This window comes from Microbacterium sp. 22215 (genome assembly GCF_052045655.1).
GTDB classification, from domain to species: Bacteria; Actinomycetota; Actinomycetes; order Actinomycetales; family Microbacteriaceae; genus Microbacterium; species Microbacterium phyllosphaerae.
In genome coordinates, this window is the sequence record NZ_JBQEPC010000001.1 from 154362 (window position 1) to 172332 (window position 17971).

The following is a 17971-nucleotide window of genomic DNA, read 5'->3' on the forward strand; positions in this document are numbered from 1 at the left end:
GATACAGTTTCGGAGTGACTTCACTTACGAACCCGCCTGCGCGCAGCGAAAAGCGCGCCTGGATCATGCTCATCGTGCTGACGATGCTCTCCGTCATCGGCATGACCGTCGTCCTCCCCGTCCTGCCCTTCGTCGTGCTGCAATACGTGTCGCACGAGGGCGATCTCGCGATCTGGGTCGGAGTGCTCGAAGCGATCAACGGCCTGTGCGCCTTCCTGGTCGCTCCCTTCCTCGGTCGTCTCTCCGACCGCTTCGGCCGTCGCCCCGTCATCATCGGTGCCGCATTCGGTGCCGCGTTCGCCATGACGCTGTTCGGCATCGGGGGAGCGATCTGGGTGCTCGTCCTCGCCCGCGTCATCCAGGGGCTGACCGCCGGCGACATGCCCGCCCTCTTCGCCTACCTCGCCGACATCACCCCGCCCGAGAAGCGCGCGCAGCGGTTCGGACTGCTCGGTGCCCTGTCGGGGATCGGCATGATGATCGGCCCGGCGATCGGCGGTCTCCTCGCCGCCGTGAGTCTGCAGCTCCCGGTCTTCCTCACCGCGGCGGTCGGGCTCATCATCGCGATCCTCAGCATCTTCCTGCTTCCCGAGAGCCTGAAGCCCGAGAACCGCATCCCGCGCATCGCCGTCCGCGACCTGCAGCCGTTCGCCGTCTTCAAAGACGCCTTCCGCCGCAAGGAGCTCCGGGGCCTCATGATCGGCTTCGGTCTGCTCGCGCTGCCGTTCGGCTTCTTCGTCAACAACTTCAGCGTGCTCGCCCTGGACTCGATCCAGTGGGGGCCCACGCAGATCGGTCTGCTCACCGCGGCCGTCGGCATCATCGACATCCTCATCCAGGGCGTGCTGCTCGGCATCCTGCTCCCGCGCATCGGAGAGCGCGGCGTGATCGTGAGCGGCATCGTCGCGCAGATGATCGGCCTGATCGGCCTCGCGGTCGTCGCCTCGATCTTCGCGCAGCCGTGGGTGTTCATCGTGGGTGCGCTCATGCTCGCCGCAGGCCAGGGGGCTTCGCAGGCAGCGATGGACGGAGCCATGTCGAACGCGGTCGGCGACGACGAGCAGGGCTGGCTCGGAGGAGCGACCCAGTCGCTCGCCGCGGCGATGAACACCGTCGCACCGCTGATCGCCGGCGCCCTCTACGTCACCGTGAGCCACGCGGCCCCGTATTGGCTGGGTGCCGCGCTCATGGTCGTCGCCGCGATCGTCGTCGGCCGCGCCCACGTCGCGAACACCGCGAAGCGCGAGCCGACCGATGCCGATGCGGATGCCGACCTGCCTACCGAGCTCGCGCACGCCGACAACTGACCTGGGCGGAGGGATGATGGATGCATGCCGTCATCCCACCGCCCCGGGCTCCGGGTCTCCTCGGGCCTCACGATCCCCGAGGCCGAGCTGTCGTGGCGCTTCTCGCGCTCGTCGGGGCCCGGCGGGCAGGGCGTGAACACGGCGGACTCGCGCGTGGAGCTCGTGTGGGATGCCGCACACAGCGCCGTTCTCACGCCCCATCAGCGCGACCGCATCCTCGACCGACTGAGCAGTCGTCTGGTGAACGGAGCGCTGACGATCGCGGCCTCCGAGCACCGCGCGCAGCTGCGCAATCGTGATGCCGCACGGGAACGCCTCGTGGCGCTCGTCGCCGATGCTCTGCGGCCGCCGGCGCCTCAGCGTCGCGCGACGAAGCCGAGCCGTGGGTCGAAGGAGCGGCGGCTGACCGCGAAGAAGCGGCGCACCGACGTCAAGCAGATGCGCAAGCCGCCGCGCGACGGGTGACGAATCCCCGATCAGTCCTTGCCGCCGCGCACGAGTTCGAGACCAGCGCCGGCGAACTGTCGCAGGGTCGCATCCGGCAGGAACGCCCGAGTGAGGGCGGTGCCGATCGCGGCGAGGTCGCTCTCGTCGCGGAACAGCAGGTACATGGTCTCGTAGCGAGGGTGGAACTTCTGCTTGAACCGGTGCAGCGATCCGAAGCCGTACACGGGCTCGAGAGCCTCCGCGAGGCGGTCGCTGAGTGCGGCGATCATGCCGGCATCCGGCGGATAGTCGTGGGCGAGGGGAGCACCCGACAGCGACATGATCTGCGCGCCCTCCTCGGAGAACTGACGAGCGGATGACCCGATCAGGTACTCCATGACCGGTGCGAAGCCGCCCTCCCGACGGCGCATGAGGTCGAGCGTCCAGCCCCGCACGGTTCCGGCGTCGCCGTAGACCGGCAGCCACGACAGGAACCCGTCGACGTCGCCATTCGGAGCAAGAGCGAGGGCGAGGCGGACCTCGGGATCCTCCGCCTCCTCGAGGGTGCCGAGCGTGAATCGCATCTCCGGGAGGTCCTTGTCACCGACCCAGGCCTCCGAGATCGCGCGCAGCTGCTGCTGCACGCCCCACGACTCCGACTTCAGATGCGTCATCCGGAAGGTCATCTCGTCACGGCCGGCGCGGTTCAGCGAGGTGCGCACCGAGTTCCAGCGCTTGCCGGTGAACTCGAGACCAGGAAGGTCGACGATCGTGTCGTCGGCGACCACGATGCTCCGCCAGGTCGACGGCACGGCCTGGCGGGTGGCGTCGTCCGAGCTGAAGAAGCACGGGACGAGTCCCGCGAGCTCCGCGGTTCGGATGAACTCCGCGACGGCATCGGCACGGGCATCCGCCGGTCCGATCGGATCCGCGAGCGCCAGCGCGACCCCGGCTCGCCGCTGGTACGCGACGATTCCCCCGGCTGTGCGGGCGTAGCTGTTGCCCTCCCAGGTCGTCATCCACGACAGGGTGCCGCCGCCGTGCGCACGCAGCTCGGTCTTCACCTCGTCGACCGAGGGAGCCGGCTGGATGCCGAGCAGCGACTTGCGCTTCGCCCGGAACGCGCGCCGCACCCACACCAGGTAGACGAGCAGGATCAGCCAGAGGAAGCCGTTGGCGAGCGAGAGTTCGGTCTCGCCGTCCCACCGCAGGTCGACCTGCGCCTGCGAGAAGACCGTGATGAGGATCAGCAGGAGTGCCGCCACCAGGACGTTGAACAGGCCGAGCAGGAGCACGAGCACCCACGCCCACCGGCGACCACGCAGGAGTCCGTTCATGAGCACGACGATCACGACGAGGTCGATCGCCAGGTCGATGAATCCCCCCGAAGCGGGCTCCGTCGGACCGAACGGGCCGTCGGTGGCGACGAAGGTCGTGATGATCTCGACCGCCCCCAGCACCAGCAGCGCGATCACCGCGATCAGCCTCTGCTCGCGCACTGTCGTGCGCCGCACACGCAGGGTGCGGTCGGCGAACAGGATCAGCAGCACCGCGAGCAGGTGCTCGAGGTCGGCGAGTGCGCCCCAGAACAGCATCGCGGTGAACACGAAACCGAGCAGCACCAGCCAGCCGCGCACCCGCCACGGCGGGCGGAAGAGGCCGACGGCCGCCGCGATGCAGGCCATCGTTCCGCCGGAGGCGCCGACGTCGAGCGCCTGCGCCTGGGCCTCGGCCCACGCCCACGGCAGCTGCGATGCGACGGCGAGCACCAGAGCGGTCGCGAACATCGCGAACAGCTGACCGATCCAGTAGTAGGCGAGAGCGATTCGGGTTCCCCGGCGGAACTCGAGGTACGCCATGCCCCAGAATCCCGAGATCGTGAAGACGTAGACCCACGGCTGGTTCACGAAGAACGTGCCGGTGAGGGGGGTCCACCACTTGCCGTCGAGGAAGTTCGGCAGTCCGTAGGCCACGGTGGCGAAGAACGGGGTGTCTTCGAAGGGGCGCCACAGGCCCTGCCACACCACTCCGACGACGAGGATCAGCGCGATCATCGTGAGGGTCGCGGGGAGTCGTCGCACGACGGCGAGAACGGGATGCGCGGGGGTTCGCGTCTCGGTCATGCGCTCAGCGTAGCGACGACGTGCCTCCGTCCGGAGTGGGGCGCCGGGGCGTGTAGTGACTCCAGGCCCACCGGAACCCGATGCCGCCGAACGTCATGAAGCCGACGGTGAAGAGCAGGCCGGCGATGATCCCGCATCCGATGGCCCACGCGAACGAGCCTCCGCCGGCGATGATCGCCGAGCCGACCAGCATCCCCACCACGCATGCGTTCACGACGATCAGCAGCATCACCGAGCTGCCGAGCAGGATGCTGGCGCCCCGAGGTCGCAGGAACGAGTACGTGCGCTTCATGCCCGCGGCGTCGTCGTAGGGCGAGGCGAGGAACGCATCCGCCACCGCGGGGTCGAGGTCGACGTACGCGCCGCGGATGCGGTTCATCGCGACGACGTACATCATGTCCTCCTCCGACACGTTCATCACCCGCACCTGCGTCATGAAGCCGATGAGCGCGAGGAACCCGAGGATCGCGAGCGAGGCGCCGCCGAACCAGCCGCCGAAATCGGAGGCCTGCCCGAGCAGCCCGATCGTCACGAGACCGGCCGACACGAGGGTCAGGAAGATCGTGATCCGGGTGAGCACCTCGCTCTGCGCGGTGCTGCGTGCCGCGAGCAGGCCCCAGTGCTCGGTGGCCAGCAGCTGCGCGCGGCGGCCCAGCACCGCATCCGATTCCCTCGTCGGCGGTGCGATCTCATCGTCGGATGCCGGTTCCGGCCCCTCATCCGGTACGGGCAGCTCCAGGGAGGAGCCTTCGCTCATATCGGTATTGTGCTCGTGCGTCCGGGGTCTCCGATACCGGTTCCGCGGGGCGGTTCGCGGCTCGAGGGTGTCGCTCGGTGGCGATCCCGCCTTGAATGGAGTCATGCACGCGAAGACGACCCGCCGCCGTCCGACATCACACCCGCGCACAGCCGCCGCGCTCGCCGCCGCATCCCTGTCGACGGTCCTCCTGCTCGTCTCGTGCATGTCCGAGCCGACGTCGGTCTCACTCCCGGCGCCCGAGTCGTTCGCTGAAGGGCTCGATGCGCCCTGGTCGATCGCCTTCCATGACGACGTCGCTCTCGTGAGCGAGCGCGACTCCGCGCGAGTGCTCGAGATCGCCGAGAGCGGCGAGACGCGCGAGGTCGCCGTGATCGACGGTGTCGCGCCCGGCGGCGAGGGCGGCCTGCTCGGACTCGCGGTGCATGACGGCGAGCTGTTCACCTATTTCACGGCGCAGAACGGGAACCGCGTCGAGCGTCGGGAGATCCGCGGAGAGGCCGGTGACCTGTCTCTCGGTGAGCCGACGACGGTGATCGAACGCATCCCCTCGGCGGGAAACCACAACGGCGGCCGCATCGCGTTCGGTCCCGACGGCATGCTGTACGTCACCACCGGAGATGCGGGCGACCGCGACAGCGCCCAGGACCCCGATGCTCTGTCCGGCAAGATCCTGCGTCTCACGCCCGAGGGCGACGTTCCGGACGACAACCCGTTCGAGGGGTCGCCCGTGTACAGCTTCGGACACCGCAATCCGCAGGGCATCGCGTGGGATGCCGACGGCGCGATGTACGCGAGCGAGTTCGGGCAGGACACCTGGGACGAGCTGAACGTCATCGACGCCGGCGGCAACTACGGCTGGCCCGAGGTGGAGGGCATCGCCGGAGACCCCGACTACATCGACCCGGTGCAGCAGTGGTCGCCCGACGACGCGAGCCCGAGCGGCATCGCGGTCACCGGATCCGACATCGTGATCGCCAACCTGCGCGGCGAGCGCCTGCGCACCGTTCCTCTCGATGACCTGACCACGAGCACCGAACAGTACGTGGGGGAGTTCGGTCGGCTGCGTGACGTCGTGATCGGAGCCGGGGGCACATTCTGGTTCCTCACGAACAACACGGACGGCCGCGGGAACCCGTCCGACGGCGACGACCGCATCATCCGTCTCGGGCTCGACTGACCCCGCGCCCTCAGTCGCCGACGGCCTTGTCGATCGCGGCCTCGAGGTCGTCCCACGCCTCCAGCACCACGGGCTCGCCGTCGATGAAGAAGCTGGGGGTGCTGCGCACGCCGAGCTTCTCTCCGTCGCTCTTGTCGGCCTGCACGCGCGCAAGGGTCGCGGGGTCGGCGACGGCCGCGTCGTAGGCCGCCATGTCGAGTCCGAGATCTGACGCGAAGCCCCGGAACACCTCGGGCGTCTCCTGCGGCTGCTCGCCCCACTGCGACTGCGTCTCGAACAGGCGGTGGTACATGTCCTCGAAGCGGTCCTGCTGGGCCGCGGCCTCGGCGGCGAGCGCTGCCTGGGTCGAGTTGATGTGGCCGGGCAGCGGGAAGTACCGCACCACGTAGGTGATGTCACCGGCGTATTGCTCGCGCAGGTCTTCGACGATCGGGTAGAAGGCGCCGCAGGCCTCGCACTCGAAGTCGAGGAACTCGACCACGGTCACGGCATCCGCTCCTCCGTCGTCGAGCACGTGCGAGTCGGTGCGGACGGTCTGCAGCTTCTCGCCCTCGGGGGCGGTCGGCTCCGCGGCGCGCTGCGACATCGCGTAGACGATGCCGACGACGGCGAGGACGATGGCGACGGCGATGGCGATCAGGGTCGCCTTGACAGGGGTCTTCATGGGGCTCTCCAACGGTGGGGATCAGGCAGGGTGAGGATGCCGCGGCGCGGCCGGGGTCGCCGAACGACGGCGTGCCTGATTCAGGTCCGGGAGAGGGAGAGCTGGGTGAGCGTGAGAGCGGGGACGTGCAGGCGAGGGCCGGCGCGTGTCGGGGCGGAGGTCGCGAGCGCTCTGCTCGTCACGATGAGATGCGAGGCGCGACCGAAGCGCAGAAGAAGCAGCACGAGCAGGAAGCAGCACAGCGCGGCCGCGACCACGAGGCCTCCGTCTGACGACACCGCATCGACGACCGTGATCCCGGCGTCGTGATGGCCGGAGGCGGATGCCGCCGACGCAGCGGACGCACCGGGCGCGAGGCACAGCGCGGAGTGGGCATCGGTCTTGCCGTGCGAGGTCGACCACGCACCGATCACCAGCAGCACGGCGAGGCCGAGGGTGAGAGCGACCCGGAGGATCAGCATCCGCTCGGTGCCGTGCTGTCGCAGGCGCATCGACGGGTGGGGCATGGTCCGCGCAGTCTAACAATCGGGTGTCGGAATGAGATCTCAACCCTCGTGGGGCGGCACGACCGATCCCGCCTTCGCACACCCGCCTACACTGGAGGGGTGGCAAGACTGTTGATCGTGGGCGGCTTCCTGGCCGCCATCTTCTGGGTGTACAGCATCGTCGACTGCGCCGTGCAGCCGTCGACGCGGCACCGCGGTGTGCCCAAGGCCGCCTGGGTCGCGATCGTCGTCTTCATCCCGGTCATCGGCGGGATCCTCTGGTTCGTCATCGGTCGCCGCCGCGCGAACGACCCGGGCGATGCCATCCGCATCACCGGCCCGGACGACGACCCGACGTTCCTGCGCACCATCAGCAAGAGCGAGCAGGATGCCCGCATCCGCCGCCTCGAAGAGGAGCTCGCCCGCCTCGAGGACGAGACCGACGACGGCGCCGCGCCGGATCCGCGTCCGTGACGGCATCGGCTGAGTCGGCGTCGCCGGCTGCGGATGCCGCGGCATCCCTGATCGCCGACCTCATCGGTCACGGAGTGCGTGACCTCGTGCTCTCACCCGGCTCCCGTTCGCAGGCGCTCGCGCTCGCCGCGGTACACGCCGCGAACCAGGGGCACCTGCGGGTGCACGTGCGCATCGACGAACGCGTCGCCGGGTTCACCGCTCTCGGCCTCTCGCGGGAGACCGGTGTTCCCGCGGCGGTGCTCTGCACTTCGGGAACCGCCGCCGCAAACCTCCTGCCCGCCGCGATGGAGGCATTCCACTCCGGTGTGCCCCTGCTTCTGCTGACCGCCGACCGCCCGCCCGAGCTCCGCGGCATCGGAGCGAACCAGGCGACTGCCCAGCCCGGCATGTTCGCACCCTGGGTGCGTGAGCAGGTCGACGCTCCCGTTCCCGGCGACGGTCCCGACGACGGCGACTGGTCGGGGATCGCCGCCCGTGCGGTCGGGATCGCGATGGGGGCGGATGCTCCGCACGGCCACCCCGGCGTCGCCGGCCCCGTGCACCTCAACCTTCCGTCGCGGGAGCCGCTGTCGGGCGCACTCCCGGCCGTCGAGATCGTGCCGGGCGAAGCGGCACGCCCCGCACTGCCCGAGCCGATCGTGCTCGACCGGGGCCCTCGCACCGTGGTGATCGCGGGTGCGGACGCCGGCGCCGACGCCGAGGAGGTCGCGCACGCCGGATCCTGGCCGCTCATCGCCGAGGTCGTCAGCGGCGCTCGGTTCGGACGCCAGATCGTGCACGGCTACCGCGCCCTGCTCGGCGATGACGAGCTCGGTGGACGCGTCGAGCGCGCGGTCGTGCTCGGCCACCCGACCCTCAGCCGCGAGGTCACCCGACTGCTGTCCCGGGCCGACGTCGATGTGATCGCCGTGCGTCGAGGCGGCGAAGAGCTGAACCTCAACGGACGCACGACGCCCGCGGCTACCGTCACCATGGCCCCCGGTGCGGGCGACCGCGACTGGCTCGGCGCCTGGCTCACCGCATCCGCCTCGCAGATCGTCGACCTGAGTGAGCGTGCCCCGGATCACGACGGGCTCGCGTCGTCCGACCCCCGTGCGCGGCGAGACGCCGTCGAGGTCGAGCTCGCGGCCGTGCGGCGCCCGCTCGACCGTGAGCTCCTCGCCGATGCCGTGTGGCGGGCGACCTGGCCCCATGACCGTCTCGTGTTCGGCTCGTCGCGCCTCGTCCGCGTCGCCGATGCGGTGCTCGGCGGCAAGAAGGTGCCGGTCCATGCCAACCGCGGCCTCGCGGGGATCGACGGCACCGTCGCCACCGCCACGGGAATCGCCCTCGCCAGTCAGGCGGGCGGGGCTCCCGGTGTCACCCGGGTGCTGCTGGGCGACCTCGCGTTCCTGCACGACGTCGGCGCGCTCCTCCTGCCGCCTGATGAGGACGAACCGCGACTGCAGGTGATCGTGGGCAACGACGGCGGCGGCACGATCTTCGACGGGCTCGAAGTCGGAGCCACGGCAGACCGTGCCGATCTCGACCGTGCGTTCTACACCCCGCACACGGTGCGACTCGAGAAGCTCGCGCTCGCCTACGGCTGGGAGTATCAGCGCGTCACGACGCGTACTGCGCTCGATCAGGTGCTGACCACACCGACGGGCGGTCGTCAGCTGATCGAGGTCCCGCTGACCCGCTGACCCTGATTTCCCCTGCGACGGCCGGCCGCGGTGGCAGGATGAACGCATGACAGCGCACGAGTGGGCCAAGACACTGCAGGTCGGCGACGGATTCCGTCTGGCAGACGTCGACCCGAGGAGCACTCCCGGCTATGACGGCTCCAAGGCCGACGGTGCGCGGGCCCTCGAATCCGGCCTCGACGAACTCAACCAGCTGCAGGAGCGCCTGTTCGCGGAGAGCAGGGTCGGCGTCGCGAAGGACTCGGTGCTGCTGATCCTGCAGGCCATGGACTCGGCAGGCAAGGGCGGCATCGTGCGTCACGTCGTGGGCGGCGTCGATCCGCAGGGCGTCGCGCTCACCGCGTTCAAGGCGCCGACGGCGGAGGAGCTCGCCCACGACTTCCTCTGGCGGGTCACGCCGCGTCTGCCGGAACCCGGGTTCATCGGCGTCTTCGATCGCTCTCACTACGAGGACGTGCTGATCGGTCGGGTGCGCTCCCTGGCTCCGGCCGACGAGATCGAGCGCCGTTACGACGCGATCAACACGTTCGAGGCCGAGGCTGCGGCATCGGGCATCCGCATCATCAAGGTCATGCTGCACATCTCGCCCGACGAGCAGAAAGCGCGCCTGATGGAACGCCTCGAGCGGCCGGACAAGCACTGGAAGTACAACCCGGGTGATGTCGACGAGCGCCTGCTGTGGGACGACTACATGGCGGCGTATCAGACCGTGTTCGACCGCACGTCGACCGCTGCAGCTCCCTGGCACGTGATTCCGGCGGATCGCAAGTGGTACGCGCGGCTCGCCGTGCAGGAGCTGCTCCTCGACGCGCTGCAGAGCATCGACCCGCAGTGGCCCGCCGCCGATTTCGACGTCGAGGCCGAGAAGAAGCGCCTCGCCGCCAGTTGACCGTCGAGGTCGGGACGGTCAGGCGAGGGCGTCGACCAGCGGGCGGAACTTGACGCGGGTCTCGAGCAGCTCCGATTCGGGGTCGGAACCGGCCACGATCCCGGCACCCGCGTAGGCGGTGACGGCGATCTCGGTCGCGGCGGGGGAGAACTGCGCACAGCGCAGGGCGATCGCCCATTCCCCGTTGCCCGCGGCATCCACCCATCCGACCGGACCCGCGTAGCGGCCTCGGTCGAACGGCTCCAGCTCGCGGATCGCGGCGATCGCGGCAGGGGTCGGGGTGCCGGCCACGGCGGCGGTCGGATGCAGTGCACCCACCAGGTCGAGCGACGAGCCGCCGTCGGCGAGCTCGCCTTCGACGTCGGTCGCCAGGTGGAAGAGGTTCGGCAGCTTGAGCAGGAACGGCTGCTCGCTCGCCGCGAGAGCACGGGTGTGCGGGCGCAGCGAGGCGAGGACACTCTGCACGGCGTACTCGTGCTCGTCGAGGTCCTTCGTGCTCGAGGCGAGATGGGCGGATGCCACGGTGTCGGCGTCCGCGTCGGCACCGCGTCCGATGGTCCCCGCCAGCACGCGTGCGGTGACCGTGCGCTGCTGCACCGTCACGAGCGTCTCGGGGCTCGCGCCGATCAGCCCGTCGACCGCGAAGGCCCACGTGTCGGGGTAGCCGGTCGACAGCGCCCGCACGAGGCGACGCAGATCGGAACCGGCGGGGATGCTGCCGGTGAGGTCGCGGGCGAGCACGACCTTGCTCAGCTCACCGGCGGCGATGCGTGCGAGGGCCTGGCTCACGGAATCCTGGTAGCCCTGGGGGCTCTGCGCGCCCGGGCCGACGGTTCCCGCCCAGTGCGGGCCGTACTCGTGCGTCGTGGCATCGGGTGCCGCGTCGGACGACGAGGAACGGATGCTCGTGAGCCACGTGCGACCGTGACTGCGGCCGATCACGAGCGTCGGGACGATCAGCACGCTGTCAGCGGCCGAGTCCTCGTCGAAGGTCAGCGCTCCGAAGGCCACGAGTCCCGTGCCGGGAAGGCCCAGGTCGTCGTGGATCTCGGCATCTTCCGAGAGCTCACGCCACGCGGTCGAGATCGCCGCCGAGCGCAGACCAGAGGTGCCCGCGGGCACCCGCACGGTCTCGACGACACCGTCGCCGACGGCCACGATCCCGTCTCCGCGGCGCAACCACGCGAGAGGTCGGGCCGGATCGGCATAGGCCAGGAGGTCCTCCACCGGATCGATCTCACGGGTCTCCACGACCAGCCTGGTGCTCACCCCTCCAGCCTACTTCGTCGCCGACACGCAGGGCCCGAGGCGGCGCCTACGCTGAGTCCATGAGCGACGCGCGCCCCGCACCCGGCACCGAGATGATCTTCCAGTGGCGCAAGTGGGACGGCTCCCCGCACTGGCGGCACGAGTGCGTGTACCTCGGCGCCGACGGATGGGGCGACTGGATCGGGCAGCCCGTCGGCTGGCGCAGTGCGCGTCCGGGGGCGTCCTTCATCGCGGCAGGCCCCAACGTGACCCTGGTGCCTCGGCAGACCGACTACGCGCTGACGGTGAACCGCGACCACCCCAAGGGGATGCGCATCTACATCGACCTCGGATGGGATGTGCGCTGGTCGGACGACCCGCTGCTGGCGACAGGCATCGACATGGACCTCGACGTCGTCCGTGTCGAGGGTGAGCGGGGCACGTGGGTCGACGACCGCGACGAGTGGGCCGAGCACAGCGCGCAGTTCGGGTATCCCGCCGACATCATGACGCGGCTCGAAGCACTCGCGCTCGATCTCGAGCAGCGCGTGCGCGAGCAGAGCGCTCCGTTCGACGATGCCACCGCAGATCTCTGGCTCGACCGCCTCGAAGCCCTGCACCTCGCGCCTAGACTGGAGCCGTGACCTCGAACGAAGCAAACCGCGCCGATCTCGGTAAGGACCCCGCCCGCGTCAGCGGCATGTTCGACCAGGTCGCCGCGGGCTACGACCGCACGAACACGGCGATGACGGTCGGCAACGATGCGCTGTGGCGCGCGGCCACGACCCGCGCCGTCGCCCCGAAGCCGGGCGAGAAGATCCTCGACCTCGGTGCGGGCACCGCCTCGTCGTCGGCGTCCCTCGCGCGCAGCGGCGCAGAGGTCGTCGCCGCCGACTTCTCGCCGGGCATGCTCGCCGAAGGGCAGCGCCGTCACGGCGGCATCCGCAATCTCTCGTTCGTGCAGGCGGATGCCACCGATCTGCCGTTCGCCGACGGAGAGTTCGACGCGGTCACGATGTCGTATGCGCTGCGCAACGTGAACGACCCGAAGAAGGCGCTTCGCGAGCTCCTCCGCGTCACGAAGCCGGGCGGCCGCCTCGTCATCAACGAGTTCTCGACCCCTCCCGGGTCCGTGTTCCGTGCCGCCTACCGCTTCTACAACTCGCAGGTGCTGCCTCGGGTCGCCCGTGTCGCCGGCACGAACGGCGACGCCTACGACTACCTGAACGAGTCGATCCGCGACTGGCCCGATCAGAAGAAGCTCGCGGCCTGGATCCGCGAGGCGGGCTGGACCGAGGTCGAGTACCGCAACCTCTCGTTCGGCATCGTCGCGCTCCACCGGGCGTTCAAGCCCGCGTGAACATCGTGCGCGAACCCGCATCTCCGACGACGGTAGGCTGAGAGCGTGACTTCGAGCCGCGTAGCCCCTGGTTCGCGACTGGCGAGCCGTCTCGGTTTCAGCGACCGTGTCTTCATCGGCACCGCTGGCCGACGCGTCGCGCGGGCGATCGAAGACGGCCTCGAGAAGGTCGAGACGGGCCTCGCAGAAGACGTGCGCGTCGCGGATCCGCTGGCAGACGCCGCGAGCCGCTACCTGTACGAGGCCGGAGGCAAGCGCATCCGTCCCGTGCTCACGCTGCTCGCCGCCCAGCTCGGCGACGGCAACACCGAGCAGGTGATCGATGTCGCCAAGGCGCTCGAGATCACGCACCTCGGATCCCTCTACCACGACGACGTCATGGACGGCGCCGATCGTCGACGCGGTGTGCCCGCGGCGCAGACGGTGTGGGGCAACAACATCGCCATCCTCACCGGCGACATCCTCTTCTCCCGTGCGAGCCAGCTGATGTCGCGTCTGGGTGAGCGGGCGATCCGCCTGCAGGCCGACACGTTCGAGCGCCTGGTCCTCGGCCAGATGCACGAGACGATCGGCGCGCAGCCCGACGACGACCCCATCGAGTTCTACATCCAGGTCCTCGCCGACAAGACCGGGTCCCTGATCGCGGCCGCCACCCAGGGTGGCGTCATCTTCTCGAACGCACCGTCGGAGTACGAAGAGCCGCTGCGCGTGTACGGCGAGAAGATCGGCGTCGCGTTCCAGCTGCTCGACGACGTGATCGACCTGTCGGCGAAGCCCGAGGACACCGGCAAGGTCCCGGGAACCGACCTGCGCGCCGGAGTCCCGACCATGCCGTACCTGCTGCTCAAGGCAGAGCCGGACGACGCGTCGATCGACCTCGCGTCCCGCATCGACGACGGTGTCGCCCGTATCGCCGATGGTGCCGACCCGTCGATCCTCGACGGACCGCTCACCGAGCTGCGCGACCACACCGGCACCCAGAAGACCCTGGCGCTCGCGCATTCCTGGACCCAGGATGCGATCGACGCGCTCGCCCCGCTTCCGCGTGGCACCGTGCGCGAGGCGCTCACGCGCTTCGCCGAGACCCTCGTCGAACGCTCCAGCTGATCGTCCCGCGGCGCTGCGCCGCCTGTGCCGAGCGTGACGGCCTACGAAAGGACCCCCTATGACCAAGCTCAGACTGGCCATCGTCGGAGCGGGCCCCGCCGGCATCTACGCCGCCGACATCCTGCTGAAGGCCGAGCGCAAGTTCGACGTCTCGATCGACCTCTTCGAGCAGCTTCCCGCGCCGTACGGACTGGTCCGCTACGGCGTCGCGCCCGATCACCCGCGCATCAAGGGCATCATCAACGCGCTGCGCGACGTGCTCGACCGGGGCGACATCCGCCTGTTCGGCAACGTGCGATTCGGTGAGGACATCACCCTCGACGACCTCAAGAAGCACTACAACGCCGTGATCTTCGCCACGGGTGCGATCCGCGACACGTCGCTCGACATCCCCGGCATCGACGCAGTGGCCTCCTACGGCGCCGCCGACTACGTCAGCTGGTTCGACGGCCACCCCGACGTGCCGCGCGAATGGCCGCTGGATGCCGCATCCGTCGGCGTGCTGGGCAACGGCAACGTCGCCCTCGACGTGGCCCGGATGCTCGCGAAGCACGCCGAAGACCTGCTGGTCACCGAGGTGCCCGAGAACGTCTACGAGGGACTCAAGGCCAGCGCGGTCACCGACGTGCACGTCTTCGGACGACGTGGCCCTGCGCAGGTGAAGTTCACCCCGCTCGAGCTGCGTGAGCTCGGTGAGCTGCGCGACGTCGACATGGTCGTCTACGACGAGGACTTCGACTACGACGAGGCATCGAAGGATGCGGTGTCGAGCAACAAGCAGGTCATGGTCATCGATCGCATCCTGCAGTCGTGGCGCAAGCGCCCGTCCGTCAACGACGCCCGAGGCGATGAGAACAACGTCGGTGGCACGGCATCCCGTCGTCTGCACCTGCACTTCTGGGCCCGTCCGGTCGAGGTCCGCAAGGACGAGGCGGGGCGCGTCGCCGCACTCGTCTACGAGCGCACGAAGCCCGACGGTCAGGGCGGTGCCGTGGGCACCGGCGAGATGCGTGAGGTCCCGCTGCAGGCGCTCTACCGCGCGATCGGCTACTTCGGTTCGCCGCTGCCGGGCGTGCCGTTCGACAAGAAGCATGGTGTGATCCCCAACCGCGAGGGCCAGGTGCTCGCGAAGGACTCGAATCAGCAGATGACGGGCATCTACGCGACCGGGTGGATCAAGCGTGGACCGGTGGGCCTGATCGGTCACACGAAGTCCGACGCCATGGAGACCGTGCGTCACATCATCAACGACCAGGGCTCCTGGTGGCACCCGGAGGACCCCTCGGAAGAGGCGATCCCCGCTCTGCTGCAGGAGCGCGACGTCAAGTGGACCGACCTCGACGGCTGGCACCGTCTCGACGAGCACGAGGTCTCTCTCGGTGCCCCGCACGAGCGTGCCCGCGTCAAGGTCGTCCCTCGCGACGAGATGGTGCGCGTCTCCCGCGGGGAGTGACCGTCGTCGGTCATCTGAACCTCACCGACGGACACGCCGCTCCGTAGGAGCAGGAGAGTGTCGGCTAGCCTGGCGACATGGCTGACTGGATCGCGGACGTCCTCGGCGACGAGTTCGAGCAGCTCACGCTCACGCTCGCCGATGACGACGAGGGAGCGGTCGTCGCCACTCTTGTGCGCGCTCTGCCGGGGGAGCGGAGCTGGTGGGATCGGCTGCGCGGACGCCGTCGCCCTCTCGACGACGTCGATGTGCTCTACGTGCACGGGTGGTCGGACTACTTCTTCCAGAAGAGGCTCGCCCGGTTCTGGACGGCCAGAGGCGCGCGGTTCTTCGCGCTCGATCTGCGCAAGTACGGTCGCAGCCTGCGGGAGGGGCAGACGCCCGGGTACATCACCGACCTCGCCGCCTACGACGAGGACATCGCCGCAGCCCTCGAGGCGATGGGGCGCAGCGTCGACGGATCCACCTCCGGCCGCCGTCTGGTGCTACTCGGGCATTCGACCGGGGGGCTCACCCTGAGTCTGTGGGCGTCACGGCACCCGCATGCCGCGTCCGCTCTGATCCTGAACAGTCCGTGGCTGGAGTTCCAGGTCGCGTCCGCGCGGCCGCTGATCGCGCCCGTGGCCGAGCTGCAGGCGCGCTGGGCGCCGCGGGAGGTCGCTCCGCAGGTCGATCTGGGCTTCTACACGCGAGCGCAGCAGGAAGTCGCCGACCCCGACGATCCGGTCGAGGTGAACCCCGTGTGGCGGCCTGCGCAGACGATGGCCGTGCATGCGGGCTGGTTCCACGCAGTGCTCTCGGGGCACGCCGCAGTGGCCGCGGGGCTGACGATCGACGCGCCCGTGTGCGTGCTGCTCTCGGCGCGTTCCGCGACGCCCACGCGGTGGTCGGAGGACCTCACGCGGGCTGACTCGGTGCTCGTGGTGGACGACATCGCACGTGCGGCGCTGAAGCTCGGGCCCTCGGTGACGGTCGAGCGCATCGACGGTGCGCTGCACGACGTCTTCCTCTCTCGCCATGAGGCGAGAGAGGAAGCGTATCGCCGCCTCGACCGCTGGGTCAGAGGCTGGTCGGCCGCAGCCGGTGGTGATCAGACGTAGTGCATCAGCCGAGCGAGACGCTCGGCATCGTCTGCATCGCCGCGCAGCACCGCGAGCCGGAAGTCCCGATAGACCTGGAGCATCCGCTCCCTGTCGTCGTCGGGCACGGTCCAGCCGCGGAGGTTGCGGAACAGCGCCATGCTCGCGTCGTTGATCAGCACCTGGTGCTGGACGTTGCGACTGCGCTCGCTGAGAAACGAGAACACCGCCCACCGTGTGTGGGAGATGCGCACGTCGTCGTCGAGCGCCGTGAACATCTCCTCGACGAGGTCGGCGAGGGTCTCGCGGTCGTGCTGCGTCATCCGTGCGACGCCCATGCGAGCCGCCATCCCCGCCTGATACCCCGCGAATTCGAGCGTCTGCTCCACGGTCTCCGGAGTGACTGCGGTCACCTCGGTGTATCGGCTCGGGTACATCGTCACGAGCCCGAGGCGCTCGAGGCGCTGCAACGCCTCTCGCACCGGAGTCCGCGACACGTGCAGTTCTTCGGCGACGTCGACATCGCGGATGCGATGCCCCGGCTCCAGCACGCCGTCCACGATCTGCGCGCCGATGTGCTGGAACACCTCCTCGGCCAAGAGCTGCTTGCTTTCTCGAATACTCGTCATCGAGCTGTTGCTGTTCATGGATTGCCCCCAGTTGCTTTCCAGATCCGAGCCCCCCATGATGTGCCCGGACGGCCACTACATCACGAAGTAGATCGCGATGCCAACAATCCACAGACGCATTTTCTGACGTGCGCGCAGGCGCTCGTCGGGCGTGCGTCTTCGCGGGATCTCGTACAGGATTCTTCTATGGCCGGCGAGTGTCTGAGACACCCGCCGGCCATAGACGATGGCGTACACGGAGCTGTACTTTGCCCAGTCCCCACAAGGCGAGGACCGCGATTCGCGAAGCCGCGGAACCGTGGCCCGGCAGCGCATCGTGCATCGCCGTATCGTCTGTCGCATCGGGACGCGACAGCATCAAGTCTCCGGCACCGACGCCCATATATCGGAATGGGATCTTTGGACACACAGAGAGGGGGCGGATGCCGCGCATCCGCCCCCTCTCTGTGTGCGTGACTCAGCGGTAGTTGATGAACTGCAGATCGAGGTCGAGGTCGGAGCCCTTGAGCAGCGCGATCACCGACTGCAGGTCGTCGCGGCTCTTGGACTGCACGCGCAGCTCGTCGCCCTGGATCTGGCTCTTCACGCCCTTGGGCCCCTCGTCGCGGATGATCTTGTTGATCTTCTTCGCGTTCTCCGACGAGATGCCGTCCTTGAGGGAGGAGACGATGCGGAACTCCTTGCCGCTTGCGAACGGGTCGCCGGACTCGAGGCTCTTGAGAGAGATCCCGCGCTTGATGAGCTTGCTCTGGAACACGTCGAGAACGGCGTTCGCGCGCTCTTCCGTGCCGGCGATGATCAGGATCTGCTCGCCGCTCCAGGCGATCGACGCGCCGGTGCCCTTGAAGTCGTAGCGCTGCTCGATCTCCTTGCGCGCCTGGTTGAGGGCGTTCTCGGCCTCCTGGTGATCCACTTTCGAGACGATGTCAAAGGAACTGTCAGCCATACGCAAAGTGTATCGATACCGCTGATTCCACGCCTCTTTGGAAGCGTTTCCACAACGTTTCATCGCCGAGATCGCGGTCACAGCTTGGTATCGACCTGCATTCTCGTTGCAGATCCCGTCGATCTCGTTGCATACTGTAAGCGCTTGCAGTACCGC

At 69.0% G+C, this 17971-nt stretch carries 19 protein-coding genes; 11 read left to right on the forward strand and 8 right to left on the reverse strand.

What is annotated here, in order from left to right; translation table 11 throughout:
* Positions 1 to 14 precede the first annotated feature (14 nt).
* Both ACTJKH_RS00825 and arfB read left to right on the forward strand, forming a co-directional pair.
* Entirely contained in the window at positions 15 to 1307 is a 1293-nt protein-coding gene (locus tag ACTJKH_RS00825; RefSeq protein ID WP_440735406.1) for an MFS transporter, read from the forward strand.
* A gap of 24 nt (positions 1308 to 1331) precedes the next feature.
* Positions 1332 to 1772 (forward strand): alternative ribosome rescue aminoacyl-tRNA hydrolase ArfB, encoded by a 441-nt coding sequence (gene arfB / locus ACTJKH_RS00830; protein ID WP_259162284.1) that lies wholly within the window; start codon positions 1332 to 1334, stop codon positions 1770 to 1772.
* A gap of 11 nt (positions 1773 to 1783) precedes the next feature.
* Here arfB and ACTJKH_RS00835 read toward each other — a convergent pair whose 3' ends face one another.
* Positions 1784 to 3856 carry a phosphatidylglycerol lysyltransferase domain-containing protein gene (locus tag ACTJKH_RS00835; RefSeq protein WP_440735407.1) on the reverse strand — a complete coding sequence of 691 codons (2073 nt, stop codon included), beginning with the start codon at positions 3854 to 3856 and terminating at the stop codon, positions 1784 to 1786.
* Between the two features lie 4 nt (positions 3857 to 3860).
* The gene (locus tag ACTJKH_RS00840; protein ID WP_440735408.1) at positions 3861 to 4613 is read right to left on the reverse strand and encodes a hypothetical protein; all 753 of its coding nucleotides are present in this window, start codon (positions 4611 to 4613) and stop codon (positions 3861 to 3863) included.
* A 103-nt stretch (positions 4614 to 4716) separates the two neighbouring features.
* Here ACTJKH_RS00840 and ACTJKH_RS00845 point away from each other — a divergent pair, with 103 nt between their 5' ends.
* Positions 4717 to 5793, forward strand: a complete 1077-nt coding sequence (locus ACTJKH_RS00845; RefSeq protein WP_440735409.1) for a PQQ-dependent sugar dehydrogenase — start codon at positions 4717 to 4719, stop codon at positions 5791 to 5793.
* A gap of 10 nt (positions 5794 to 5803) precedes the next feature.
* On the opposite strand, the gene ACTJKH_RS00850 is transcribed toward ACTJKH_RS00845, so the two are convergent.
* Entirely contained in the window at positions 5804 to 6457 is a 654-nt protein-coding gene (locus ACTJKH_RS00850; RefSeq protein ID WP_440735410.1) for a DsbA family protein, read from the reverse strand.
* A gap of 80 nt (positions 6458 to 6537) precedes the next feature.
* The gene (locus ACTJKH_RS00855; RefSeq protein ID WP_440735411.1) at positions 6538 to 6963 is read right to left on the reverse strand and encodes a hypothetical protein; all 426 of its coding nucleotides are present in this window, start codon (positions 6961 to 6963) and stop codon (positions 6538 to 6540) included.
* Between the two features lie 99 nt (positions 6964 to 7062).
* Here ACTJKH_RS00855 and ACTJKH_RS00860 point away from each other — a divergent pair, with 99 nt between their 5' ends.
* From ACTJKH_RS00860 to ACTJKH_RS00870, 3 genes are read left to right on the forward strand one after another with little or no spacing between them, the layout of a single operon-like run.
* On the forward strand, positions 7063 to 7416 hold the full coding sequence (locus ACTJKH_RS00860; RefSeq protein WP_210098762.1) for a PLD nuclease N-terminal domain-containing protein: 354 nt from the start codon (positions 7063 to 7065) through the stop codon (positions 7414 to 7416).
* Positions 7413 to 9104 (forward strand): 2-succinyl-5-enolpyruvyl-6-hydroxy-3-cyclohexene-1-carboxylic-acid synthase, encoded by a 1692-nt coding sequence (gene menD / locus ACTJKH_RS00865; RefSeq protein WP_440735412.1) that lies wholly within the window; start codon positions 7413 to 7415, stop codon positions 9102 to 9104. The genes ACTJKH_RS00860 and menD overlap by 4 nt, the downstream gene beginning before the upstream one ends.
* 46 nt (positions 9105 to 9150) lie before the next feature.
* Positions 9151 to 9993, forward strand: coding sequence for a polyphosphate kinase 2 family protein (locus tag ACTJKH_RS00870; RefSeq protein ID WP_440735413.1), 843 nt, complete (start codon positions 9151 to 9153; stop codon positions 9991 to 9993).
* 18 nt (positions 9994 to 10011) lie between these two features.
* On the opposite strand, the gene ACTJKH_RS00875 is transcribed toward ACTJKH_RS00870, so the two are convergent.
* Complete coding sequence (locus tag ACTJKH_RS00875) at positions 10012 to 11262, reverse strand: isochorismate synthase (protein ID WP_440735414.1); 1251 nt, start codon at positions 11260 to 11262, stop codon at positions 10012 to 10014.
* A 59-nt stretch (positions 11263 to 11321) separates the two neighbouring features.
* Here ACTJKH_RS00875 and ACTJKH_RS00880 point away from each other — a divergent pair, with 59 nt between their 5' ends.
* The 5 genes from ACTJKH_RS00880 (at position 11322) to ACTJKH_RS00900 (ending at position 16261) form a co-directional block, all read left to right on the forward strand.
* A complete protein-coding gene (locus ACTJKH_RS00880) occupies positions 11322 to 11885 on the forward strand; it encodes a hypothetical protein (RefSeq protein ID WP_440735415.1) in 564 nt (187 codons plus the stop codon).
* A 56-nt stretch (positions 11886 to 11941) separates the two neighbouring features.
* Positions 11942 to 12601 (forward strand): ubiquinone/menaquinone biosynthesis methyltransferase, encoded by a 660-nt coding sequence (locus tag ACTJKH_RS00885; RefSeq protein ID WP_374759112.1) that lies wholly within the window; start codon positions 11942 to 11944, stop codon positions 12599 to 12601.
* Between the two features lie 45 nt (positions 12602 to 12646).
* Positions 12647 to 13708 carry a polyprenyl synthetase family protein gene (locus ACTJKH_RS00890; protein ID WP_440735416.1) on the forward strand — a complete coding sequence of 354 codons (1062 nt, stop codon included), beginning with the start codon at positions 12647 to 12649 and terminating at the stop codon, positions 13706 to 13708.
* Positions 13709 to 13766: 58 nt separating this feature from the next.
* Complete coding sequence (locus ACTJKH_RS00895) at positions 13767 to 15161, forward strand: FAD-dependent oxidoreductase (RefSeq protein WP_440735417.1); 1395 nt, start codon at positions 13767 to 13769, stop codon at positions 15159 to 15161.
* Positions 15162 to 15238: 77 nt separating this feature from the next.
* On the forward strand, positions 15239 to 16261 hold the full coding sequence (locus ACTJKH_RS00900) for an alpha/beta hydrolase (RefSeq protein ID WP_440735418.1): 1023 nt from the start codon (positions 15239 to 15241) through the stop codon (positions 16259 to 16261).
* Here the strand turns inward: ACTJKH_RS00900 and ACTJKH_RS00905 are convergent.
* The 3 genes from ACTJKH_RS00905 to ACTJKH_RS00915 form a co-directional block, all read right to left on the reverse strand.
* A complete protein-coding gene (locus ACTJKH_RS00905; RefSeq protein ID WP_440735419.1) occupies positions 16252 to 16887 on the reverse strand; it encodes a GntR family transcriptional regulator in 636 nt (211 codons plus the stop codon). The two genes, ACTJKH_RS00900 and ACTJKH_RS00905, sit on opposite strands and share 10 nt — an antisense overlap.
* 57 nt (positions 16888 to 16944) lie before the next feature.
* Positions 16945 to 17106 carry a hypothetical protein gene (locus ACTJKH_RS00910; protein WP_440735420.1) on the reverse strand — a complete coding sequence of 54 codons (162 nt, stop codon included), beginning with the start codon at positions 17104 to 17106 and terminating at the stop codon, positions 16945 to 16947.
* A 220-nt stretch (positions 17107 to 17326) separates the two neighbouring features.
* Positions 17327 to 17815, reverse strand: coding sequence for a YajQ family cyclic di-GMP-binding protein (locus tag ACTJKH_RS00915; RefSeq protein ID WP_210098754.1), 489 nt, complete (start codon positions 17813 to 17815; stop codon positions 17327 to 17329).
* Between the last annotated feature and the right edge of the window lie 156 nt (positions 17816 to 17971).